The following is a 23,116-nucleotide window of genomic DNA, read 5'->3' as shown; positions in this document are numbered from 1 at the left end:
CTCCCCTTGCAGGGGAGGATTGATTCAAGCCGCCATCGTGAACGGCTCCAGCCCGGCAAGGCGGGTCTGCACCGGCGGGGTCGGGATGGCGCGCGGCTGGGCATCGGCGACCGCACGCGAAATCGCGCCGATGTGCGCCGGGGTGGTACCGCAGCAGCCGCCGACGATGTTGATCAGCCCGTCCTTGAGCCACACCTTGATCAGCTCGGCGGTGTGCTCGGGCAGCTCGTCATACTGGCCAAGGTCGTTGGGCAGGCCCGCATTGGGATAGGCCATCACCAAAGTATCGGCCTGCCGCGCGAGCGCCGCCAGATGCGGGCGCAACAGGTCGGCGCCGAACGAGCAGTTGAGCCCGATGGTCAGCGGCTTGATGTGCCGCACCGCGTGCCAGAACGCCTCGACGGTGTGGCCAGACAGGTTGCGCCCGGCCATGTCGGTGATCGTCATCGAGATCATGATCGGCACGTCGCGGCCTGCCGCCTCTGCCGCATCGCGCGCCGCCATCGCGGCGGACTTGGCGTTCAGCGTGTCGAAGATCGTCTCGATCAGGATGAAATCCACGCCGCCTTCGACCAGCGCATCGCACTGCTCGCGATAGACATCGCGCATCGTGTCGAAATCGACCTCGCGATAGCCCGGATCGTTGACATCGGGCGACAGCGACAATGTCTTGTTGGTCGGGCCGATCGCGCCCGCGACGAAGCGGGGCTTGCCGTCGCGCGCTTCTGCGGCGTTGGCTTCCTCGCGCGCGACGCGGGCGGATTCGAGGTTGATCTCGCGCACCAGATGCTCGGCGCCATAGTCGGCCTGGCTGATGCGGTTGGCGCTGAAGGTGTTGGTCTCGATGATGTCCGATCCCGCATCGAGATAGGCGCGGTGGATGCCGGCGATCACGCTGGGGCACGTCAGCGCCAGAATGTCGTTGTTGCCCTTCTGGTCATGCGTGAACTCGAGGCTCCCACGGAAATCCGCTTCGTTGAGCTTGGCCGCCTGGATCGCGGTGCCATAGCCGCCATCGAGCATCATGATGCGTGTGGCGGCGATCGACTTGAGTTTCTCGGCGGGGGTCACGCTGCATTCTCCTGTAGCACCGGTGCGGCCGCTGCGGCTTGCGGTGCGCGCATGCCCAGCAGGTGGCAGATCGCAAAGCTCAGCTCGGCGCGGTTGAGGGTATAGAAATGGAAGTGGCGCACCCCGCCCGAATAAAGGCGGCGGCACATCTCGGCGGCCACAGTGGCCGCGACCAGCTGGCGGGTGGTCGGGTGATCGTCGAGCCCCTCGAACAGGTCGTTCATCCACTGCGGAATTTCCGTGCCGCACAGCCCGGCGATCTTGCGGGTGGTGGCGACATTGCTGACCGGCAGGATCCCCGGCAGGATCGGCTTGGTGATCCCCGCCTTGGCATACGCGTCGCGGAAGCGGAAAAACGCTTCGGGCGAGAAGAAGAACTGGGTGATCGCCTGGTCCGCGCCCGCATCGATCTTGCGTTTCAGATTGTCGATGTCGCTCTCGGGGCAATCGGCATCGGGATGGGTTTCGGGATAGGCCGCGACCGAAATCTCGAACGGCGCAACCTTTTTCAGCCCGGTGACAAGCTCGGCGGCATTGGCATAGCCGCCCGGATGCGGCGCGAATGTCTCGCCCGCGCGCGGCGGATCACCCCGCAAAGCGACGATGTGGCGCACACCTGCGTTCCAATAGGCTTGCGCGATCTCGTCGATCTCGTCGCGGGTGGCATCGACGCAGGTCAGGTGCGCTGCGGCGGGAATGGCGGTTTCCGCCGCGATCCGCGCGACGGTCGCGTGGGTGCGCTCGCGGGTCGATCCGCCCGCGCCATAGGTCACCGAGACGAACTTAGGTTGCAGCGGCGCCAGCGTGGTCAGCGTATCCCACAATGTCTCTTCCATCTTTTCGCTCTTGGGCGGGAAGAATTCGAAGCTGACCTCGACGTCGCCTGCAAGCCCTGCGAACAAGGGGGTGCCGAGCGCTTCGCGCGCTTCAGCCAGTTGTTTGAGTGACAGGGTCATGCGGCAGCCTTTCTGGGCGTTTCTTGTTCTTGTGGATGAAGCAGGGTGGGGGATGCATCGCCATGGCGGCGCCCCAGCCAGATCTTGACGGTCAGCGTGCCGCCCGAAAGGCCGCGCGTGCGGGTGAGATCGAAACCGGCCGATTCGAACATCGCGGCGATCTGATCGTCGGCAAAACCGAGCCTGGCATGCGCGTCGCGCTCGCGCAGTTCTTCCAGCGCGTGCGACGCGAAATCGACAATCGCGATCCGCGCACCCGGCGCCGCGACCCGGCCGGCCTCGTCGAGCACACCTTGCGGGTTCTGCGCGTAATGCAGCACCTGGTGCAGCAGGATCGTGTCGAAACCCTGATCGGCCAGCGGCAAGGAATAGAAATCGGCCTGCACCAGATCGACCTGGCCTGCGGCATGATGCTGCAATTTGGCCCGCGCCAGCCGAAGCATTTCCGGGCTGCGATCAAGCGCGGTGCTGTGATCGGCGGATGCGGCGAACAGCTCGATCATCCGCCCGGTGCCGGTGCCGATATCGAGCAGCCGGCCCAGCGGCCTGTCGCCGATCAGGTCGGCCAGCGCCGATTCGACGTCGGCCTCCGGCAGGTGCAGCGACCGGATCGCATCCCACTGGCCGGCATGCTGGGCAAAGAAATCGGCGGCGCGCTGTTCGCGGATCGCGCGAATCGCATCGAGCTGGGTGCGATCGGCGGCGTGCTGAGCCGCGAGCGCGGAGCCGACGGCGTCGTCCTGGCGCAGGAAACGGTCGAGCAGACTGGCCGCGGGGTGGTCCATCCGCGGCAGGGCGGGGCGCAGGAACACCCAGCTTCCCTCTTTGTGCCGTTCGGCAAGCCCGGCTTCGGCCAGGATGCGGACATGGCGCGATACCCGCGGCTGGCTCTGGTCGAGCACGGCCGCCAGCTCGCCTACCGAAAGCTCCATCACCTGCAGCAGCAGCATGATGCGCAAACGGCTGTCGTCGGCCAAGGCCTTGAAGAGCTGCGTCATATCCATGAACAGTCATATAAAGAAATCTTTATATGTGGTCAATGCGGCATATGGCCTCGGGTTCTCGGGTCGCCGCATCGCGCTGGGCAAGGTGTCGATGCCATGGGGAATCCCCGGCGTGCCGCTATCCCAACCAAAGTGGTTGCAAAGGACAATAACTGGCGCTAGATGCGCCGGTCCGACAGTGGGGGCTTGGCTGAAGCTTGTCGGCACGAATGTGCAGTGTTTAACTCCTTTTGGGCTGGTGATCAGCCAATTAGATAAGGACGGAAGTTCAAGATGAAGACCATTTTTTCGATCGCATCGGTTGCCGCTCTCTCGCTGGCCCTGGCTGCTTGCGGCGCAGAAAACACCGAAGAAGCTGCCACCACCGAAGCAACCGCTGAAGAAGCTGCTGAAGCCGGCATGGAAGCTGCTGAAGCTGCTGGCGATGCCGCTGCTGAAGCAACCGACGCTGCTGGTGACGCAACCGAAGCTGCTGCCGAAGGCGCCGTGAACGCTGCTGAAGGCGCTGCTGACGAAGCCGCTGCTGCTGCTGGCGATGCCAAGGCTGCTGCTGCTGCCGCTGGCGACGCTGCCAAGAAGGCTGCTGAATAAGCCATGCAACGCTTCTTCGGAAGCATGCTGAAGATTCTGGCCGTCAGCGCAACCGCGCTGGCGGCCGTTTCTTGTGGGGCAGCGGACAATGATCCGGGCCCTGGCGGCGTCACCGTGGGCGAGGCCCGCGCGCTCGACGAAGCCGCCGAAATGCTCGATGAGCGCAATGCCGATCCTGCCGGCGCTTCCGCGCAGTCGGACGCGGCCACCGATACGACCGCGCAATAGCAGCCGCGCAATAGCAGGTTTCGTCATCCTCGCCCGGGCGCTATGACGCCGGGCATGACAGAACCATCCCTTCCGATGACCTATGCGCGCTATCTTGCGCTCGACCCGCTGCTGGACTGCCAGCACCCGGTCTCGTCCGAAGACGACGAGATGCTGTTCATCATCATCCACCAGACCAAGGAATTGTGGCTCAAGCAGATCATCCGCGAGCTGCGGCTGGCCAATGCCCAGGTCGCAGGCGGCGCGCTGATCCCGGCCTATAAGGGGCTGGCACGCGTCAGCCGGATCCAGGCGGTGATGACCTTGAGCTGGGACATCCTCTCGACGATGACGCCCAGCGATTACACCCGCTTTCGCGACGTGCTCGGCCCCAGCTCGGGCTTTCAGTCGGACCAGTTCCGCACCGTCGAATATCTGCTCGGGCTGAAGGACAAGGCCTTCCTCAAATATCAGGACGACCGGCCCGAAGCCCAGGCGGCGATGGAACAGGCGCTGAACGGCCCCAGCCTGTGGGACAATGCGGTCGCGGCGCTGCACCGCGCAGGCTTTGCCATTCCGCCCGAGCTGCTCGAGCGCGACTTCAGCCTGCCGCACGCGCCGCATCCTGCGGTCGAGGATGCGTTTCTTGAGGTGTATCGCGATCCCGATACCTATTGGGACCTCTACCAGCTGGCCGAAAAACTGGTCGACCTCGATGATGCCATGGCCGCCTGGCGGCACAAGCATGTGCTCACCGTCGAACGCATCATCGGCATGAAGCGCGGCACCGGCGGCACCGCAGGCGCGGCGTATCTGCACACCACGCTGAACAAGCGGGCGTTTCCGGAATTGTGGTCGCTGCGCACGCGGCTTTAGCCCAGCCTTTGTGGTCTCATCCGTCGTCATTTTCGCGAACGCGGGTATGACGAAGCAGCAAGGCGCGTGTGTAACTTGGCGGGACAGCGGGTTCCCTGACGCCGCAAACCGCATTAGGGCTATGCCATGACCACCACACCGCTCCCCGATACCGAGACCCGCGGCCTGCTCGCGCTGCTGCCGGCAGCGGCGCGACCCTATGCGTTGCTCGCGCGGTTCGACCGGCCGATCGGCTGGTGGCTACTGTATTGGCCGTGCGCCTTTGCGCTGGCGCTGTCGGGCGGGCTGATCCCGCACTGGCCGCTGCTCGCCTGGATGCTGCTGGGCGCGATCGCGATGCGCGGCGCGGGCTGCGTCTACAACGACATCGTCGATCGCGATCTCGACGCGCGTGTGGCGCGGACCCGTGGGCGTCCGCTGGCGAGCGGCGCGGTCAGCCTCAAGGCGGCCTGGGCGTGGTTGCTGGTCTTGTGCCTGATCGGGCTGGTCGTGCTCGTCCAGCTCACCTGGATCGCGGCGCTGATCGCGATCGGTTCGCTGGCGCTGGTCGCGGCCTACCCGTTCATGAAGCGCATCACCTGGTGGCCGCAGGTCTGGCTGGGGCTGGTGTTCAGCTGGGGCGCCTTGGTCGCATGGGCGGCGGTCGCCGATGCGCTGCCGTTGCCTGCGCTGCTGCTTTATGGCGGCTGTATCGCCTGGGTGATCGGCTATGACACCATCTACGCGCTGCAGGATGTCGAGGACGACGCGCTGGTCGGCATCCGGTCAAGCGCACGCGCGATGGGCGGCGCGGTCAAGCCCGGGGTCGCTGTGTTCTATGCGCTCGCGCTCGGCCTGTGGGCGGCGGCGATCTGGGCAGTGCGCCCGGACATGCTTGCGCTGGCGGCGCTGCTCCCGGTGGCCGGGCACCTTGCCTGGCAGGTGGCAGGTCTCAAGCCCTCCGACCCGCTCGATCCGCTCAACCGGTTCCGCAGCAACCGCACCGCCGGCCTGCTCGCCTTTCTGGCGTTCGCCACGGTCGGGCTGGCGGGGTGAAGGCGTTACCCGGCAGGTAATGGCGTTGCCTACCCGGCCGCGCTAGCATCGCGTGCATGAAGCAGGACAGCCGCACCCCCGAACCCGCCGGGCAGCAATTGCGCCAATGGCGCGAGCGCCGCCGCCTCAGCCAGTTGCAGCTCGCGCTGGAGGTGGAGATGTCCACCCGGCACCTCAGCTTCGTCGAAACCGGGCGCGCGCAGCCCAGCCGCGACCTGATCATCCGGCTGGCCGATTATCTCGATATCCCGCTGCGCGCAAGCAACCAGATCCTGCTCGCGGCGGGCCTTGCCCCCGAGTTCGAGGAAACCGGCCTGTCCGCGCCGGAGATGGCCGACGCGCTGGCCGCGGTCGAGCATCTGCTCAAGGCGCACGAGCCGTTTCCTGCGCTGGCGGTCGACCGGCACTGGAACATGGTCGCCGCCAATGGCGCGCTGGCGTTGCTGACCGAACAGATCGCGCCGCATCTGCTCGAGCCCCCGGTCAATGTGCTGCGGCTGGCGCTGCATCCCGATGGTCTGGCACCGCAGATCGTGAACTATGAACAATGGCGCAGCTATATCCTGCACCGGCTTGACCGCGACATCGATCTGACCGCGGATTCGGGGCTGGCGGCGCTGCGCGACGAACTGGCCGGCTATCCAGGCTCGGCCAACGACAACGCCCCGGCCGGTCGCGCACCGATCGCGCTGCCCCTGGTGATCGATACCGTGGCGGGCAGGCTGTCGTTCATGACGACGGTGACGATCTTCGGCACGCCGCGCGATATCACCCTGTCCGAACTGGCGCTGGAGACGTTCTTCCCGGCCGATTCGCACACCATGCAGGTGCTGCGCGCGCTCGGCGGCGGATGATGCTGGCGGTGCGGGGGGAGGGGCAGGGCGGTGCGAGACCTGTGAAGCGACCGCCCTGCCGGAAGTATAAGACGACTGTGCGCGAACCGATGCAGTCCTTGTGCCAGTCCGCGCTTTGCAAACACAGTCATGCACTTGCTTGGTTAACAAATGCTTCCAGCCATGGATGACTGTAAAATTTCCCGACGGCATCGTTATGGTTAGCAAAACCCTAAACCAGGGCGATGCGCTGCCGTTTAATGTCTGGTCCGAACCAATGAACAAGGGAGCAGCAGCGATGATCGGTATTCTGGCGCAAAAGGGTCTCGGCCTGTTCAGCCGCAACAGCGCGCCGCAGCCTTCGCCGGATCGTGACCGGCTGATCGGGCTGCTCGACATGCTGGTCGACGAATGCGACCGTGAGGCAGGCCTGGTCGATGATGCGACATTGCTGCCCGATCGCTATTACTCGCTCGCCCGTGCCGCCGCACAGGGCCATTACCGGATCGAGCCAGAGCGCATCGCCGAGCGGCTGCTGCGGCACTGACACCGGAAGGTTCGGGCTGGCTATCGTTTTCGCGCTTGGCAGCATCCGCCTGATCGGCGATGACATAGGGCATGGCCGATCCTACCGCTGCTCCCCCGTCTGATCAAACCACCGCCGTCGATCCGCGCACCGGCGAGCCGATGGCCACTGCCACTCCTGCAGCGACGATCATCGTATGCCGGACGTCGCCGACCAAGGGCGCACCCGAGCTGTTGATGGTCGAGAGATCCTCGCAGATGGTGTTTGCCGGTGGCGCCGTGGTGTTTCCCGGTGGCCGAGTCGATCCGGATGATCATGCACTGGCTGAGGCGATCGAGCACGACCTCGACCCGCTCGATGCGGCCGCGCGGATCACCGCGATCCGCGAGACGATCGAGGAAACCGGTCTTGGCATCGGCTTTGTTGAGGCCCCGCAGCGTGAAGCGCTGGCCCGGGCGCGGGCGGCATTGCACGAGGGATCGGTGTTCTCCGATCTGGTGCGCAGCGAAGGCTGGCAATTCGATCTGGATGCGCTGAGCGCCTTCACGCGCTGGCGGCCGCCGTTCAACGAGCAGCGGGTCTTCGATACGCGGTTCTACGTCGCCCGGTGCGATGGCCATGATCATATCGTCGAGGTGGATGCGACCGAGAACCGCCATCTGTTCTGGGCAACCGCCGACGACGTGCTGGGCATGGCAGCGCAAGGCAAGGTCAAGCTGATCTTTCCGACACGCCGCAATCTGGAGCGGTTGGCCCAGTTCGGCAGTTTCGAGGATGCGATCGAGCATATCGGCCAATTTCCGCCGCAGATGATCATCCCGTTTATCGAGGAGCGCGATGGTCAGCAGCACCTGTGTATCCCCGACGCACTGGGCTATCCGGTCACCAGCGAGCCGCTGAACAGGGCCATGCGGCGGTAATTGTCGTCATAGCGGGGCAAAAAGGTTGCAAGCCCTGCGGAACCTCGACCGGACGGACTGCGTAAACCGTTCATCCCAACCGGAGATGAACAATGTTGCAATATGCCCTTATCTTTCTGATCGTCGCCATCGTGGCGGGCGTTCTGGGTTTTGGTGGAATTGCCGGCGCGTCTGCCGGCATTGCCCAGATCCTTTTCTTCCTGTTCCTGGCGTTCCTCGTCATCAGCCTGATCATGCATCTGGTGCGAGGCCGAGCGTAAAGCCGGTCGCACGATGACCAAAAAAAAGGCCCGGAGCGATCCGGGCCTTTTTTCTATCAGCCGGGGCTGAAAGCGATTAATCGATGACGCGTTCGCCAGCGCGGCCCACGGATTCGACGTCGCGGCCGGCACCCTTGACGGTGTTGCAGGCGGACAGCAGCGTCGCGACGAGGCCGGCGGCTACGATGATGCGAAAAGACTGGGTACGCTTCATGTTGGTAATCCTTCGTTTTCAATAACCTGATGCCGTTTCAGGGCGGCATGGCCCGCCCACCTACGCAAGGCTGCAGCAATGGTTGCCTTGATTTATAACGGAACCATCGCGCAGGCGGCGGGTTGTTGGAGAGTGGGATGCGGGCTGGTGCCTGAAGATCAGGCGCCAAAGGACATGCCCCATCAGGACGAATCATGCTGCTTGGGGGCAGCTATCGAGAGGCGCAAACAATGACGACCAAACCGGACCAGACCACGCAAACCGATTCCGTCGAGGCAGGCACCCAGAACGCTATCGTGCCCCTGGACGATGCCACCTTCAAGCAGCGGCTGGCCTCGACGATCCCGCATCTGCGCGCATTCGGCTACAGCCTGTGCGGCAAGATGGATTTGGCCGACGATCTGGTACAGGACACCATGCTGAAGGCATGGGCAGCGCGCGCACGTTTCCGTCCGGACACCTCGATGCGCGCCTGGACGTTCGTCATTCTGCGCAACTGCTATATCTCGCAGATGCGCCGCAACAAGTTCACCGCCCCCTATGATGAGGGCGTGGCCGAGCGCACGCTGACCTCCAATTCCGACCAGCAGGCACCCTTGCATCTGGAAGATGTCCGCATGGCCTTGATGCAGCTTGGCGCAGACCAGCGCGAGGCGATCATTCTGGTCGGCGCGGGCGGCTTTTCCTACGAGGAAGCTGCCGAGATCTGCGAATGTGCGGTCGGCACGATGAAGAGCCGCGTTTCGCGCGCACGGGCAGCTTTGGTGGCGATGCTGGACGGCGATTCGCCGATCGGCACCAAGCGTCAGCGCCATTCGGCTGACGAAGCCATGAGCGATATTCTGGGAACGCTCGATCGACTGAGCGAGGGCGTTACGGCGCTCGCCGCGTGACAATCTCCGTCCGGCGCTTTGCCGGACATCGCGGCTCGACCCGTCGCGACCATGTGCAACCAGGACCAGCTTTATGCGTCCTTTACATAGAAAGCGGCCATGTTGGCCGGATCGGGAAGTGAAGACAGTGCGCGGCGCCAGTTCCCTAGACACCCTGGAGGAGACCGCCATGCAGACGTCAGCTTTTGATCCGATCGTGATGCGTCAGGCGCATATCGGGCGCAGCCTGCGTCAGGTCTATAACGGCGTCACCGATACCCCGCTTCCCGACCAGTTCGAATCCCTGCTCGATGAACTCGACAAGATCGGCGCTACGGCCGCTTCGCGCTGACGGCACGCCTCTTTAAAACCAGAAGACCTTTTAGCGGTCTGACAGTTTTTTGCAGCACAAGTTACCGAACCGTCCCACCCTTGCGGGTGCGGGCGGTTCTTTTGGTCTTGCCGGTGCGAACGGTTGCCCATGTCGCGATACAAGCAAGCAGCAAGAAAAGGGGCTGCGATCCGCTATGGATCGCAGCCCTTTTTGGATTAGCCTTCGATCGGCGCTTAGCTGATCAATGCGCGCAGCATCCAGGCATTTTCTTCGTGCTTGCCGATGCGTGCGGTCAGCAGGTCGGCGGTGAACACATCGTCCGCCTCTTCAGCGACTTCGACAAATTCCCGCATCCGCTTGGCGATGGCTTCGTTGTCGCCGATCAGACCCTTGATCATGGCGTCGGCCTCATGCGGGGTCTTGCTCGAATCGACCACCGACAGCTTGGTGTAGTCGCCGAACGATGCCGGTGCGATTTCTCCCAGCGCGCGGACGCGCTCTGCGATCACATCGGCAGCAGCATGGAGGTCTTCATACTGTTCTTCGGTCAGCTTGTGCACGCTGTAGAACGACGGGCCAACGATGTTCCAGTGAACGCCGAGCGTCTTGAGGTACAGCGAATAGGTGTCGGCCAGACCGTGCTGGAGCGCCTTGGCGACTTCCTTGCGATCCTTGGCTTCGATGCCGATGTCGACGTTTTCGGACTTGGTGGTGGCTTTGGATGAGCTTTTGGCGTCAGTTGCCATGTCATGGTCTCCTGTTTTGAATGCGAAAGGGATGGCCCCACACGATGGCAAGGCCTTACACAGTTCCTACGCGCCGTTTCATCCCGGGTTCCTTGCCGATCTTGCATCTTCGCCAACAACCACGCGCCATCATTCGGACGCTTGACAGCAGCGGACAAATAGAAGCTAGATAGCGCAGGAGTGGGGCTATGAATGACGAACTGCAACCGGTTGTGACCGAACGGAAATCCGTTCTTCAGCCGCCGCTGGCTCTGGTGGGGTGGACACATCTGGACATGCCCAATGGCATTGACCTGCGGATGGAATTTGCCCGGTCGCGGATCGCGCTGGACAACGACATGATCGAACAGCAGGACATCGTCATGACCCACAATCAGGCGTTGCTGCTGGCGCGGTATCTGTTGAAGGTGACCGGCCAGACCCTGCCCGAAGCAGCCAGGCCGACCGTCTGGTCACGCGTCAGAGCGGCGCTGATCCCTTCAAGATCGATCGATCGCCGCGCGCCGCGCCGCTGGGTGTCCTGATCTGGCAGGGCCATCCTGGCCTGATCAATATGCTTCCTGCTTGAAACCTGCGCCGTCCGGTTCTAACGCGCCGGATCATGGATAGCATGCGCACATGGACGACCCGCATTCTGCCGGCTTTGCTGCTGGCCATGCTGTTCGGTGCGCTTGCGCCCCAGGGGTTCATGCCGCGCTTCGGGCCCGATGGCCTGACCATCGAATTGTGCTCGGGTGTCGGCAACAAGGCGGCGACAATCGCGCGCGACGATCCGCGGTATCAGGATTATCTGGTGCTGGCCGCAGCGAGCACCGGCGAGCCGGTTCACGATCAGGGCGACGATAGCGACAATCCGTTGCCGCCCTGCGCCTTTGCCGGGCTGGCGATGCTGGCGGTTCCGACCGAACCTGTCGTCCTGCCGCCGATGCTGGTCGCGCTGGATGTCCCCCCCGCGCTTCACCACAGCCTGCTGCGCGCGCGCCATCGCGCCGCAACGCCGCCTGCGACTGGGCCCCCTTCGCTCGCCTGAACCCATTGACGCTGCAGCGCTGATCCTGCGTGCCGGACCATCCGGCGCGTAGCACCGGCTGCTGCCATTCCATTCCCCGTTCAGGGACGTATATACCCATGAAAATCCACGCAATTCTGCGCGCCGCCCTGCTGGGCGGCGCCTCGCTCGTGATCGTGTCTCCCGCCTTGGCCCAGGGCGTCGGCCAGCGCACCGAACCCGTCATCGTCGTCACCGCCAGCGCGCCCGGCACGGCGACGTCGCCCACCGTCGAGGAAGCGCGACAACGGCTGGAGCGCGTCCCCGGCGGCGTCGGTCTGGTCGAGGACACCGTGTTCGCTGAAGATTTCGCCCAGAGCATCGGCGATGTGCTGATCTTCACGCCCGGCGTTTTCGCCGACACCAGCGCCCAGCGCGAATCGCGAATCTCGATCCGCGGTTCCGGCCTCAATTCGGGCTTCGAGCGGCGCGGCCTCACCGTGCTGCGCGATGGCGTTCCGATCAGCCGCGCGAGCGGATCGACCGAGTTCCAGGAAATCGACCCGCTCACCATCCGCTATCTCGAGGTGTTCAAGGGCGCCAATGGCCTGCAGTTTGGTGCAGCGTCACTGGGCGGCGCGGTCAACATCGTCTCGCCCACCGGGCGCACCGCGCGCTCGAACTTTGCAGGGCGCATCGAGGGCGGTAGCTTCAACACGCTGCGCGGCAATGTCAGCGCCTCGGGGGTCTCGGGCAGCACCGATTATTACATCGGGCTCACCGGTCTTCGCGATAACGGCTTTCGCGAGCACTCGGATGTCCGCAGCCTCTATGGCCATGGCAATATCGGCTTCAAGCTCAGCGACACGGTCGAAACGCGGTTCTACGTCACCGCGCTCAGCGACAATTTCGAGTTGAACGGCTCGCTGCGTCTGGCCGATGCGCTGGCCAATCCGCGCGCGGCGGGGCGTCCGGTCACCGTGGGGCCGTTCCGCCCCGGCGGTCCGGTGACGGTGCTCGATCCGGGGCCGGTCGCCGACGACTGGGACCGCAATCTCGATGTGCTACGGCTCTCCAACCTCACCGCGATCACTTTGGGCAGCAGCACGCTGGAGATCGGCAGCTGGTATGCGCGGCGCAAGCTCGACCATGCGATCACCCGCTTTGCCGGGATCATCGACCAGAAGGAGAACGAGTTCGGCGTGTCGCTGCGCGCGCTCGGCGAGGTCACGCTGCTTGGCGATGCCACCAGCCGCTGGACGCTGGGCGGCAGCTACGCGCAGGGCGACACGCTCGCGCGGCGGCACCGCAACCTGAACGGGGAGCGTGCTGGGCTGGTCAGCCAATCCGATCAGGATTCGACCAACCTCACCGCGTTCGGCCAGTTCGAGCTCGGCCTCACCAGCCGTCTGACCGCGATCGCCGGCGGGCAATTCGTCAAGGTGGTGCGCGATGTGGATGCCGCGCTGGGCGATGTCTCGGGCCGCGGCGAATACGAACAGTTCAGCCCGCGCTTCGGGCTGCTCTATCAGCTTTCCGACACCGCCCAGCTTTACGGCAACATCAACCGCAGCTTCGAACCGCCCACGCTGGCCGACCTGACCTCGGGCGGCGCGCTGCCGTTCGCGCCGCTCAAGGAACAGCGTGCGACCACCTTTGAGATCGGCAGCCGCGGCCAGGCGGACTTCGTCGCTTGGGACGTGTCGCTGTATCGCAGCGAGGTGGAGAACGAGTTCCTCGACTTCGGCGTGCCGGGTGCCAACGGCTTCGTCTCGTTCACCGCCAATGCCGACAGGACCATCCACCAGGGCGTGGAGCTGGGGCTCGACGTCTATGTCGCGCGCGATGTGCTGGCGGCGCGGGGACAGGCGCTCACACTGCGCGGCGCGTACACCTTCAACGACTTCCGCTTCGATGATGACGCGACCTATGGCGACAACCAGCTTGCGGGCGTCCCGCGCCATGTGTTCGTGTCCGAAGCGCGGTTCGAGCAGAAGGACAGATGGTACGTCTCGGCCAATCTGCGCTGGGTGTTCGACGGCCCCTGGGCGGATTTCAGCAACACCGAACGCGCGCCGGGATACGAGCTGGTCGGGCTGACCGCCGGCGTCGATGTGCTGCCCGGCGTGAAGCTGTTCGGATCGGTCGAAAATCTGTTCGACACCGTGTTCATCTCCAACGTCGCCACCAACGCCAACCAGTCGCTCGAGCGCGCCGCGATCTACACGCCCGGGGTCGGACGCGCGATCTATGGCGGCCTCACCGCGCAATTCTGAGCAACGGACAAGGAGAACAGCATCATGGCAAACCGTCCCAAGCTTGGCCGATGGTCGATGAGCAAGCATCAATGGCTGGCGCTGATCGGCGGCATCAGCCTTTTCATCTGGGGGCTCTCGGGGCTCGCGCATATCGTCATGGTGCTGTTCGGCCCGCAACAGGCCGAGTTCATGCCGCCGATGCGCAGCGTCGATATGTCCGCCGCGCAGCCGGTGGAAGCCGTGCTGGCTAAGGCAGGCATCGCCAAGGCCACTGCGGTCAAGGTGGTGGTCGGCAGGCAAGCCAACCTGCTGCAGGTGACCGAGGCGCCTGCAGCGCCGCGTCGCTATTTTGCGCTCGATAGTGGGGCAGAGCAGGCAGGATACGACTCCCGCCAGGCCGAGTTCATCGCGCGGCACTACCTCAAGGACCAGCGCCCGGTCGCCGAGATCGTCCACCAGACAAAGTTCGATGCGGACTACCCGTGGGTCAACCGGCTGCTGCCGGTGTGGCGGGTGCGGTTTGCAGGGGATGACCGGCTGACCGCCTATGTGCATACCGAAACGAGTAGCCTCGCTGCGGTCAACAACCTCACCAAGACGCGGATGCAGAAGGTGTTTCGCTGGCTGCACAGCTGGGAATGGGTGCCGCCGGGGCTCGACTGGCTGCGGGTGATCGTGATCACCGCGATGGTCGGCAGTCTCGCCGCGCTGGCGGTGACCGGCATATTGTTGCTCATCGCGATCCGGCGCGGCAAACGTCTGGCGGGATCGAAGGGCTGGCACCGGGCGATGGGCTATGTGCTTGCGCTGCCTTTGCTGATGTTCTCGATCAGCGGGATCATCCATCTCGTGCAATCCGCCATCGAGGTGCCGACCAGCCAGATGCGGATGTCGCCGCCGGTCGATGTGGCGAACGCGCGCTATCCGATCGAGCGTGACTGGGCCGAGATCGCCGCCGGGTTGGACGTCAATGCGCTCTCGCTGGTCGAAGCCCCCGATGGCCGCCCGCTCTACCGGCTGGGTCTCGCCCAGCCCAAGGGCGCGATGCCCAAGGGCGAGCACGACCACAGCGCGCATGCAGGGCACACGATGCCGATGGGCGACACCGCGATCCGCAATGCGCGGTTCGACGGGGTCAGCCCCACCGGCCCTGCGCTCTATATCGATGCCGCCACCGGCAAGCCCTGGGCGCAGGGCGACAAGGCGTTGGCGACCGCTTTGGGGCGCAGGTTCAGCGGCGCACCCGACAGCGCGATCAAGAGCATGGAGGTCGTCACCCGCTTTGGCCCGGATTATGATTTCCGCAACAAGCGCCTCCCGGTGTGGCGGATCGATTATAGCGCGCCGGTCAACGCGACCTTGTTCGTCGACACCACCACCGGCGTCCTCGCCGATCGCACCGAGGACTGGCAAAAGCCCGAGCGGTACATCTTCAGTTTCGTCCACAAATGGAACTTCCTGTTCCCGATCGGCCGGGTCGGGCTGAACGTTGTGGTGGGCGTGTTCGTGCTGTTGCTGCTGGGTTTCATGGCCGGCATCGGGCTGGTGCTCGACCGACGGCGCAGGCGGGCACGGGGCCGATGATCTGGCCGATCGCCCCTCGTCTGCCCGCCGTGAAAACCAAGTCGCCCCGATTTGGCTTAGAAGGCGTTTGACAGATCCTGCGACTATCGGCATCTCCAGCTAGCCAATTGAAAAGGCAGGGGAAAATTAATGAAAAATTTAGCATATAGTGTGTCATTAGCGCTTCTGGCCGCGACCGTTTCGGCGCCGGTGTTCGCTCAGGAGGCGATGACGATCGGGGCGGAGGAACGCCCGACGCTGCGCGCTGGCACGTCGGTTCCGCTCAAGACGCTGACCGAACTGACCACCAAGGGCAAGAAGCTGCGGGTGGGCGACCGCTTCAACCTCGAAGTGGCCGAGCCCGTCATGGTCAACGGTGTGACGGTGATTCCGGTGGGCAGCCCGGCGACGGGTGAAATCACCAGCGTGCGCAACAAGGGCATGTGGGGCAAATCGGGGGCAATCGAGGTGCGGATGCTCTACACCACCGTCAACGGCCGCCAGATCCGGCTGTCGGGTGCAAGTGACGACAAGGGCGTGACCGGCACCGCCGGCGTCGTCGGAGCCGTGGTGCTGCTGCCGGTGGCAGGGTTTTTCCTGACCGGCACCAGCGCGGTCATCCCTGCAGGCAGCTCGGTCACGGGCTTCGTCCAGGAGGATGTGCCGCTGTCCTTTGCCAAATCGGCCGAACCTGCACCGATGGTCGTCGGCGCAGCCGCAGCCGCAGCCGCTGCGACAGCGGTTGCAACCGATCCGCCCGTGGCCGCTGCGCCGGTTGGCCAGTAAGGTCTGCCTGTCTGGCTTCAGGCCCGTGGCAAAAGCCGCTTGCCCGCCAGCATCATTGGCCCCTAGTCTTACCCAAAGACTGGGGGTCCAATGAACCGAACACTTGCACTTACGCTGGGCCTTGCGGCTGTCCTTTCCACGCCGCAGGCCTTCGCCGCGCCGCCTGCTGCCGCTGCGTCGAACCCCTATGCCGGGACCGAAAAGCGCGACGGGCTGTATCCGGTGCATGTCGACCAGACGTCCGGGCGTATCCTGCTCTCGATTCCCGCTGCAGGCGCCGACGGCGTGGTCGCGCGGATGCTCTACACCACCGCGCTGCGTACCGGCCTGGGCTCGGCGCCAATCGGGCTTGATCGTGCACAGCCGGGACCGGCGCAGATCCTGCTGATCCGGCGGATGGGCAAGAAGGTGTCGTTCGAGCTCGAGAATCCGCGCTTCCGCGCCAGCGCCGGTTCGCCATCCGAACAGGCCGCCGCCGCCAACGCCTTTGCGACCTCGATGCTGTGGCTGGGTGATGCGATCGATGCGCCCGACGGCCGGCTGCTGGTCGATGTCGCGCCGTTCCTGGCGCGCGATACCCGCAACGTCATCGGCCAGCTCAACTCGAGCGGCGAAAAGGGATGGAAGCTTGTCGATGCATTGAGCGCCGCGGATCCCGCCGCCGTGCGCGCGTTCCCGATGAACCTCGAGTTCGAGGCGCGGCAGACCTATGCCAGCGAAACCCCGGGGCCGGAGGTGCGCAACATCGCGCCCGATTCGCGGCAGGTGACGCTGGTTGTACGCCACAGCCTCATCGCCTTGCCGCAGGCCGGCTATGTGCCGCGCGCGTTCGATCCGCGCGGTGGCAGTTTTGCCACCCAGATCCTCGATTTTTCCGCGCCCTTGGGCGGCCAGATCGTCCAGAATCTCGCCAACCGCTTCCGGCTCGAGCGGACCGATCCCACCGCGCCGCGCTCGCGGGTGCGCAAGCCGATCAAGTTCTATATCGACAATGCCGCGCCCGAGCCGATCCGCACCGCTTTGCTCGAAGGCGCCTTGTGGTGGAAGACCGCGTTCGAGGCGGCGGGCTATATCGATGCCTATCAGGTCGAGATCCTGCCCGAAGGCGCCGATCCGCTCGACATGCGCTACAACGTCGTCAACTGGGTCAACCGCGCGACACGCGGCTGGTCTTATGGCTATGCGGTGACCGATCCGCGCACCGGCGAGATCTTGAAGGGCGCGGTGCTGCTCGGCTCGCTGCGCGTGCGGCAGGACATGCTGATCTATGAAGGGCTGGTCGGCGCGGACAAGACCGGCACCGGCGGTCCCAACGATCCCGCGGAGGTGGCGCTGGCGCGCATCCGCCAGCTGTCCGCGCACGAGATCGGTCATGCTTTGGGGCTGCTGCACAATTTCGCCGGCAGCACGCAGGACCGGGCTTCGGTGATGGATTATCCCGCGCCGCGCATCGGGCTGAAGGATGGCGTGCCCGATCTGTCCGATGCCTATGGCGTGGGGCTAGGCCGCTGGGACGCGTATGCGATCGACTGGCTGTATGGCGATCCGGTGAGCGGCGATCCCGATGCTGCGGCGATGACGAAAGCGAGCGAGGCAGCGCGTCAGGGCCAGCGCTTTGTCGCGGACGAGAACGCCCGCACGGCCTCGGCCAGCCAGCCCTGGGGCAGCCTGTGGGACGACGGTGCCGACCCGGTGGCCGAGCTCGACCGGATGATGCAGGTGCGCGCCGCGGCGGTTGCGCGGTTCGGACCGGCGGCGCTGGCTGCGGGCGAGCCGGTGGCCAATCTGCGCCGCAAGTTCGTGCCGATCTGGCTGGTGCACCGCTATCAGGTCGAGGCGGCGGCCAAGCTGCTCGGCGGGATGTATTCGGAATATACGGTGGCGGGGCAGGGCGATGGCGCGACCGCGGCGGTGGCTCCAGCCGAACAGCTGCGCGCGCTCGATGCACTGATGGCGACGTTGCAGCCCGCCGTGCTCGACATTCCCGCTCCGCTGGTGTTGCAGCTGTCCGCCGGGTTCTCGGGGGATAGCGATCGCCAGACCGAGATCGAGATCATGCCGATGGCGGGCGCTGCGGCCTTCGATCCGCTCTCCGCATCCGAGGTCGCGGCGCAGGTCACGCTGAACGCGCTGCTTGCCCCTGAAAGGCTGGCACGGATGACGCAGCAGCACCGCGCCGATCCTGCGAGCCCTGGGGCGCATGGGATCGTGCAGCGACTGCTGGCGCTGGCCGATGCCCCGGCAGGTGATGCGCATCTGGCTGCCGTAAGGCGCGCGCTGGGCACGCGGATCGTGCTGTCGCTCGCCAGGGCTGCACGCGATCCTGCCACGGGGACCGAGGCATCGAGCCGGATCGATCAGGCGCTGCAGGACTGGGCACAGGCGCAGGGCGCACGCCGTTTTGCCGATCCGGCCGACCGTGCCTGGGCGCTTTCGACCGCGCGGCTGCTCAGCGACCGCGAGGCGCTGGGCGTGGCGCTGGCCAGTGAGAAGGCGCGCGTTCCGGTTCCGCCGGGAATGCCGATCGGCGACGGGGGCAACTGAGACTGCGGAACAAGCTCGCGATCATCAGAGCCGCTTGAGCCGGACCAGCGTCTCGTCCAGCGCCTGCAGGAACCGCGACCGGTCGGCCTTGCTGAAGGGTGCGGGGCCTCCGATGATGTCGCCGCCTGCGCGCAGATCCGCCATGATCGCGCGGGTCGCGATCGCGCTGCCGATCGAGTTGGCGGTGAACGGCTTGCCGGTGGGAGACAGCACCACCGACCCCTGCTTGATGCAGCGGTCGGCGAGCAGGATGTCTGCGGTGATCACCACGGTCTTTGCATCGGCGCGCTCGGCGATCCAGTCGTCGGCGGCGTCGAATGCGTCGCCCACCACCGTGCGCCCGATCAGCGGGTGGTCGGGCACCCGGATCGGGCTGTTGCTGACGATCATGACCGAAACGCCGTGGCGTAAAGCGACGCGGTAGATCTCGTCCTTGACCGGGCAGGCGTCGGCATCGACCAGAATGGGCATAAGGCATCGTTCCTTGGGCGGCTGAGGCTTGGGTGCCCTGATGGGCGATGCGGCGCGGCAATGCCAGCCCGCGGCGCATGTTTCCGCTCGTTCGTGCAGGAAATTGGCGGGCTCGGCAACGAACCGCGGCGTTAACAGTAAATGCCCTGAACACCGGCGCAGCGCGGCTCGGCCGATCACGCCTGCCTGATCGCCGGGCGAACAGACCAGTCTTTCGGGGGAAATTGATGGCGAACAAGCCAATCGTTCTGATTACCGGTGCAGCCGGCAACATCGGCAAGTCGCTGGCGCAGGCTTTGCAGCGCGATTATTCGGTCGTCGGGCTCGATATGGTGACCGGCGACACCGACTATCCGGTCTTCGAAGTCGACCTGACCGACGAGAGCAGCGTGCGAAAGGCGCTGGACAAGATCGGCTCCGAACACGGCCGCGATATCGCCAGCGTCGTCCATCTGGCCGCGTTTTTCGACTTCAGCGGCGAGGACAAGCCGCAATATCAGGCGGTCAATGTCGATGGCAGCCGCCATCTCGTCCGCGCCCTGCAGGACTTCCACGTCGAGCAGTTCGTCTATTCGGGCACCATGCTGGTCCACAAGCCGGGCCGCCCCGGCGAGCGCATCGACGAGGACCGCCCGATCGAACCGGGCTGGGCCTATCCCAAGTCCAAGGCCAAGGCCGAGCAGGCGATCGGCGAGGAACGCGGCGACATTCCGGTGGTCTATCTGCACCTGGCCGGGCTGTACGACACGAACACATCGGTGCCGACCTTCGCCAACCAGATCGCGCGGATCTACGAGCGCGATTTCCAGAGCCATCTGTATTCGGGCGATACCGATGCCGGGCAGGCGATGGTCCACCGCGACGACATGATCGACGCCTTTGTCCGCACCATCGACCGCCGTGCCAGCTTTGCAGGCGAAACCGTCATTCTGATCGGCGAGAGCGACGCGATCGGCTATGACGATCTGCAGGACCGGCTGGGGTGTCTGATCCATGGCGAGGATGATTGGGAAACGCTGCGCGTGCCATCGACCCCGGCCAAATTGGGGGCCTGGGTGCAGGACAAGGCCGAGCCCCTGATCCCCGATGCGATCGATCAGGGCGAACGGCCGTTCATTCAGCCGTTCATGATCGAGATGGCCAGCGATCATTATGCGATCGACACCAGCCGCGCCCGCGAACTGCTGGATTGGCAGCCGAAGCATCGGCTGGCGGACGAGCTGCCCGCCATCGTGGAGACGCTCAAGGACGATCCGGCGGCATGGTACGAGGCCAACAAGATCCCCGTTCCGCCCTTTGTGACCGAGGCCGAGGAGGTGGGCGAAGACCCCGAAGCGCTGCGTGCGCGCCACGAGACATGGCGGCGCGCGGCGCATCGCGAAACCCGCTGGGCGCATTTCGTCAACATCGCGCTGGGCTTATGGATCCTGGTGCAGCCGGTTATCGTCCAGGTCGCAGAACCGGCGCTGTTCTGGTCCGAGATCGGGCTGGGATCCGCGCTGATGATTTTCGCCACGCTCTCGCTGTCGTGGCGCATGGCCTGGGCGCGCTGGGCCAGCGCTGCGGTCGCTGCGGGCATCATGGCGGTGCCGTTCCTGTTCTGGACGACCAATCCCGCCGCCTTCCTGTCCGATACGTTGGTCGGCGCGTTCGCCTTCGGACTTGCGGTGGGCACACGGCCCGAGCCCGGGACATCGATGGTCGCGGCGATGACCGGGCCGGATGTGCCGCCCGGATGGAGCTACAACCCGTCCAACTGGACCCAGAGGGTGCCGATCATCCTGCTGGCGCTGGTCGGGCTGCTGGTGGCGCGCTATCTCACCGCCTATCAGCTCGGCCAGATCGATGGCGTCTGGGATCCGTTCTTCCCGGGCCTTCCCGACGACCCCTCCAAGAACGGCACCGAGGCGGTGATCACCTCATCGGTCTCCGAAGCTTTCCCGATCCCCGATGCCGCGCTCGGCGGCTATACTTATGCGCTCGAGATCGTCACCGGCATCATCGGATCGCGCGCGCGCTGGCGGACCATGCCCTGGCTGGTGTTCCTGTTCGGGCTGATGATCGCGCCGCTTGGCGTGGTCTCGATCCTGTTCGTGATCATCCAGCCGATCGTCATCGGCACCTGGGCGACGCTGACGCTTATCGGCGCGGCGGCGATGCTGATCCAGATTCCCTATTCGCTCGATGAATTGCTCGCGACGCTGCAATTCGTCCGGCGGCGGGCGAAGGCGGGGCGGTCGTGGTTGCGGGTCTTCCTGTTCGGCGACACCGATGAGGGACCGCGCGACGCGCGCGCCGACGAGTTCGACCGCGGTGCAGGCGTGGTGCTCAAGGACATGTGGATCGGCGGGGTCAACCTGCCATGGAACCTCGCTTTGGCCGGCATATTGGCCGCCACGTTGCCGTTCACGCGGCTGACCTTTGGCGCAGAGGGCACCATGGCCCATGCCGATCATGTCATCGGGCTGCTGGCGCTGACCGTGATCTCGCTGGCGGCTGCCGAAGTCGCGCGCGCGGTCCGCTATGGCCTTGTGCCCCTGGGCGTCGCAGCGATGGTGACGCCATTCGTGCTCGAAGCGAGCCCCCTCCATACCGGTGCGAACATCGTCATCGGTCTGGCATTGATCGCGCTCAGCGTCCGCAGGGGTTCGGTCCACGAACGCTACGGCAGCTGGGATCGCTACATCGTATAAGCCCGGACAGGGGCGGCGGGCACAACCGGAGACAGCATGGAAATCACCACAAACCCCGAATGGCAGCAGCTTGCGCTTTACGCTGCGGGCGGCGCATTGGTGCTGTTCATCCTGTTCAATATCCCTTTTGTCGGGCGCATCTTCCGCTCGCTGTTTTCGATCGCATTGCTCGCTTTGTGCCTGTTCGTGCTGTTCCAGCAGGCGCCGTTCGATCCCAATTTGTCTCGGATCACCGAGAGGCTGGGTCTCGACACCCAATCGGTTGAGGGCGACGAGGTCAGGCTGAGGATGTCCAGCGACGGCCATTTCTGGGCACAGGTATCGCTGAACGGCGTTGAGCGGCGGATGCTGATCGACAGCGGCGCTACCGTGACCGCCTTGTCGCAGGCAACCGCCGATGCTGCATCGGTGAGCTACTCGGCAGGGTTGCTGCCGGTGGTGTTGCGGACCGCCAATGGCAATGTCCAGGCGCAGACCGGCACGGTCGAGCAGCTCGGCCTCGGCAATATCGAGGCGCGCAACCTCAAGGTGGTGGTGTCGCCTGCGCTTGGGAACGTCGATGTGCTGGGCATGAACTTCCTGTCGCAACTGCAATCGTGGCGGGTCGAGGGCCGGGAACTGATCCTGGTGCCCCAGTCGACTGCAGCAGACGCGGAACCCGGTGCTGCGTCGCCACGTTGATAGCCCAACATGCAGACCCAGGAGACAGGCATGGCAACCCGGTTCCAATCCCCCGACAAGACCTCGAGCGATCTTGCGCGCAAGACGTCCGCGCTGGGCGTGTCTGCGCGCGAGTTCCTGCGCAGCCCGCAGCTCGTCGGTTCGGCGTTCCCGGCCTCGCAGGTTCTGGTGGACCGGCTGCTCGATCCGGTGGACTGGAGCAGCGCCCGCGTCGTGGTCGAATACGGCCCGGGCTCGGGCCCGCTCACGCGCGCCATGCTGCAGCGGATGCCGCACGACAGCCGGCTGGTCACGCTCGACGTCAGCCCGCATTTTACCCGGCATCTTCAGCGCTCGATCGACGATCCGCGTCTGCTCGCCGTCACCGCGTCGGCGTCTTCGGTTGCCGAAATCCTCGAACGCCACGGCCTCGGTTCGGCCGATCTGATCGTCACCGGGATCCCGTTTTCGACGATGTCCGCGCAACTGGCGGACCAGATCATGGACGCCAGCGCGCAGGTGCTGTCGCCTCATGGGCAGGTGCTGGCCTATCAGATGCGCACCGCGGTCGAAGGCTATCTGGAACCGCGCTTCGGCAAGGTGCGCAAATCCTTTGTGTGGCGCAACATTCCGCCATGCCATCTCTATTGGGCGAGCTAGCCTGAAGGCCCTTCGCGCTAGACCCACCGCGATCCTCGACGGACCGAC

At 65.1% G+C, this 23,116-nt stretch carries 25 protein-coding genes; 19 read left to right on the top strand and 6 right to left on the bottom strand.

Going from position 1 to position 23,116, the window contains the following annotated elements; translation table 11 throughout:
- Positions 1-24 precede the first annotated feature (24 nt).
- The 3 genes from QUV11_RS06660 to QUV11_RS06650 are packed head-to-tail and all read right to left on the bottom strand — an operon-like array spanning position 25 to position 3,031.
- Entirely contained in the window at positions 25-1,071 is a 1,047-nt protein-coding gene (locus QUV11_RS06660; RefSeq protein ID WP_300881191.1) for a homocysteine S-methyltransferase family protein, read from the bottom strand.
- Positions 1,068-2,027 (bottom strand): methylenetetrahydrofolate reductase [NAD(P)H], encoded by a 960-nt coding sequence (gene metF, locus QUV11_RS06655; RefSeq protein WP_300881190.1) that lies wholly within the window; start codon positions 2,025-2,027, stop codon positions 1,068-1,070. Before metF ends, QUV11_RS06660 begins: the two co-directional genes overlap by 4 nt.
- A complete protein-coding gene (locus QUV11_RS06650; protein ID WP_300881189.1) occupies positions 2,024-3,031 on the bottom strand; it encodes a metalloregulator ArsR/SmtB family transcription factor in 1,008 nt (335 codons plus the stop codon). The genes metF and QUV11_RS06650 overlap by 4 nt, the downstream gene beginning before the upstream one ends.
- A gap of 273 nt (positions 3,032-3,304) precedes the next feature.
- Between QUV11_RS06650 and QUV11_RS06645 the strand changes: the two genes are divergently transcribed.
- From QUV11_RS06645 to QUV11_RS06610, 8 genes are all read left to right on the top strand, one after another.
- Entirely contained in the window at positions 3,305-3,622 is a 318-nt protein-coding gene (locus tag QUV11_RS06645) for a hypothetical protein (protein ID WP_300881188.1), read from the top strand.
- Positions 3,623-3,625: 3 nt separating this feature from the next.
- A complete protein-coding gene (locus tag QUV11_RS06640) occupies positions 3,626-3,850 on the top strand; it encodes a hypothetical protein (protein ID WP_300881187.1) in 225 nt (74 codons plus the stop codon).
- A 54-nt stretch (positions 3,851-3,904) separates the two neighbouring features.
- A complete protein-coding gene (locus QUV11_RS06635) occupies positions 3,905-4,705 on the top strand; it encodes a tryptophan 2,3-dioxygenase (protein ID WP_300881186.1) in 801 nt (266 codons plus the stop codon).
- Positions 4,706-4,831: 126 nt separating this feature from the next.
- On the top strand, positions 4,832-5,740 hold the full coding sequence (gene ubiA / locus QUV11_RS06630; protein ID WP_300881185.1) for a 4-hydroxybenzoate octaprenyltransferase: 909 nt from the start codon (positions 4,832-4,834) through the stop codon (positions 5,738-5,740).
- A 56-nt stretch (positions 5,741-5,796) separates the two neighbouring features.
- Positions 5,797-6,594, top strand: coding sequence for a helix-turn-helix transcriptional regulator (locus QUV11_RS06625; protein WP_300881184.1), 798 nt, complete (start codon positions 5,797-5,799; stop codon positions 6,592-6,594).
- Between the two features lie 256 nt (positions 6,595-6,850).
- The gene (locus QUV11_RS06620) at positions 6,851-7,120 is read left to right on the top strand and encodes a hypothetical protein (protein ID WP_300881182.1); all 270 of its coding nucleotides are present in this window, start codon (positions 6,851-6,853) and stop codon (positions 7,118-7,120) included.
- 71 nt (positions 7,121-7,191) lie between these two features.
- Complete coding sequence (locus QUV11_RS06615; RefSeq protein ID WP_300881181.1) at positions 7,192-8,019, top strand: NUDIX domain-containing protein; 828 nt, start codon at positions 7,192-7,194, stop codon at positions 8,017-8,019.
- Between the two features lie 92 nt (positions 8,020-8,111).
- On the top strand, positions 8,112-8,279 hold the full coding sequence (locus tag QUV11_RS06610; RefSeq protein ID WP_300881180.1) for a DUF1328 domain-containing protein: 168 nt from the start codon (positions 8,112-8,114) through the stop codon (positions 8,277-8,279).
- A gap of 76 nt (positions 8,280-8,355) precedes the next feature.
- Here QUV11_RS06610 and QUV11_RS06605 read toward each other — a convergent pair whose 3' ends face one another.
- Positions 8,356-8,493: an entericidin A/B family lipoprotein gene (locus QUV11_RS06605; protein ID WP_300881179.1), complete on the bottom strand. Its 138-nt coding sequence runs from the start codon at positions 8,491-8,493 to the stop codon at positions 8,356-8,358.
- Between the two features lie 230 nt (positions 8,494-8,723).
- Between QUV11_RS06605 and QUV11_RS06600 the strand changes: the two genes are divergently transcribed.
- Together QUV11_RS06600 and QUV11_RS06595 are read left to right on the top strand one after the other, a co-directional pair.
- Complete coding sequence (locus QUV11_RS06600) at positions 8,724-9,386, top strand: sigma-70 family RNA polymerase sigma factor (RefSeq protein ID WP_300881178.1); 663 nt, start codon at positions 8,724-8,726, stop codon at positions 9,384-9,386.
- Between the two features lie 169 nt (positions 9,387-9,555).
- Complete coding sequence (locus QUV11_RS06595; RefSeq protein ID WP_300881177.1) at positions 9,556-9,717, top strand: NepR family anti-sigma factor; 162 nt, start codon at positions 9,556-9,558, stop codon at positions 9,715-9,717.
- A 215-nt stretch (positions 9,718-9,932) separates the two neighbouring features.
- Here QUV11_RS06595 and QUV11_RS06590 read toward each other — a convergent pair whose 3' ends face one another.
- Complete coding sequence (locus tag QUV11_RS06590; RefSeq protein WP_300881176.1) at positions 9,933-10,445, bottom strand: DNA starvation/stationary phase protection protein; 513 nt, start codon at positions 10,443-10,445, stop codon at positions 9,933-9,935.
- A 188-nt stretch (positions 10,446-10,633) separates the two neighbouring features.
- Between QUV11_RS06590 and QUV11_RS06585 the strand changes: the two genes are divergently transcribed.
- The 6 genes from QUV11_RS06585 (at position 10,634) to QUV11_RS06560 (ending at position 18,584) form a co-directional block, all read left to right on the top strand.
- Positions 10,634-10,969 carry a hypothetical protein gene (locus tag QUV11_RS06585; protein ID WP_300881175.1) on the top strand — a complete coding sequence of 112 codons (336 nt, stop codon included), beginning with the start codon at positions 10,634-10,636 and terminating at the stop codon, positions 10,967-10,969.
- Positions 10,970-11,055: 86 nt separating this feature from the next.
- Positions 11,056-11,475, top strand: coding sequence for a DUF2946 family protein (locus QUV11_RS06580; protein ID WP_300881174.1), 420 nt, complete (start codon positions 11,056-11,058; stop codon positions 11,473-11,475).
- Between the two features lie 98 nt (positions 11,476-11,573).
- Positions 11,574-13,709, top strand: a complete 2,136-nt coding sequence (locus QUV11_RS06575; protein ID WP_300881173.1) for a TonB-dependent receptor — start codon at positions 11,574-11,576, stop codon at positions 13,707-13,709.
- Between the two features lie 24 nt (positions 13,710-13,733).
- Entirely contained in the window at positions 13,734-15,275 is a 1,542-nt protein-coding gene (locus QUV11_RS06570) for a PepSY domain-containing protein (RefSeq protein ID WP_300881172.1), read from the top strand.
- Between the two features lie 129 nt (positions 15,276-15,404).
- Positions 15,405-16,040 (top strand): hypothetical protein, encoded by a 636-nt coding sequence (locus QUV11_RS06565; protein ID WP_300881171.1) that lies wholly within the window; start codon positions 15,405-15,407, stop codon positions 16,038-16,040.
- Between the two features lie 90 nt (positions 16,041-16,130).
- The gene (locus QUV11_RS06560; RefSeq protein WP_300881170.1) at positions 16,131-18,584 is read left to right on the top strand and encodes a zinc-dependent metalloprotease; all 2,454 of its coding nucleotides are present in this window, start codon (positions 16,131-16,133) and stop codon (positions 18,582-18,584) included.
- Between the two features lie 24 nt (positions 18,585-18,608).
- Here the strand turns inward: QUV11_RS06560 and QUV11_RS06555 are convergent, their stop codons facing one another.
- Positions 18,609-19,055 (bottom strand): YaiI/YqxD family protein, encoded by a 447-nt coding sequence (locus tag QUV11_RS06555; protein ID WP_300881169.1) that lies wholly within the window; start codon positions 19,053-19,055, stop codon positions 18,609-18,611.
- A gap of 227 nt (positions 19,056-19,282) precedes the next feature.
- Between QUV11_RS06555 and QUV11_RS06550 the strand changes: the two genes are divergently transcribed.
- The 3 genes from QUV11_RS06550 to QUV11_RS06540 are packed head-to-tail and all read left to right on the top strand — an operon-like array spanning position 19,283 to position 23,068.
- Positions 19,283-21,748, top strand: coding sequence for a vitamin K epoxide reductase family protein (locus tag QUV11_RS06550; protein ID WP_300881168.1), 2,466 nt, complete (start codon positions 19,283-19,285; stop codon positions 21,746-21,748).
- Between the two features lie 36 nt (positions 21,749-21,784).
- Positions 21,785-22,429 (top strand): TIGR02281 family clan AA aspartic protease, encoded by a 645-nt coding sequence (locus QUV11_RS06545; RefSeq protein ID WP_300881167.1) that lies wholly within the window; start codon positions 21,785-21,787, stop codon positions 22,427-22,429.
- A 30-nt stretch (positions 22,430-22,459) separates the two neighbouring features.
- Positions 22,460-23,068: a methyltransferase gene (locus QUV11_RS06540; RefSeq protein ID WP_300881166.1), complete on the top strand. Its 609-nt coding sequence runs from the start codon at positions 22,460-22,462 to the stop codon at positions 23,066-23,068.
- The last annotated feature ends 48 nt before the right edge of the window (positions 23,069-23,116 follow it).

The organism is Blastomonas sp., assembly GCF_030373265.1.
Taxonomy (GTDB): Bacteria; Pseudomonadota; Alphaproteobacteria; order Sphingomonadales; family Sphingomonadaceae; genus Blastomonas.
The sequence above is the reverse complement of the archived record's forward strand: the minus strand, read 5'-3'. Positions and strand labels throughout refer to the sequence as shown.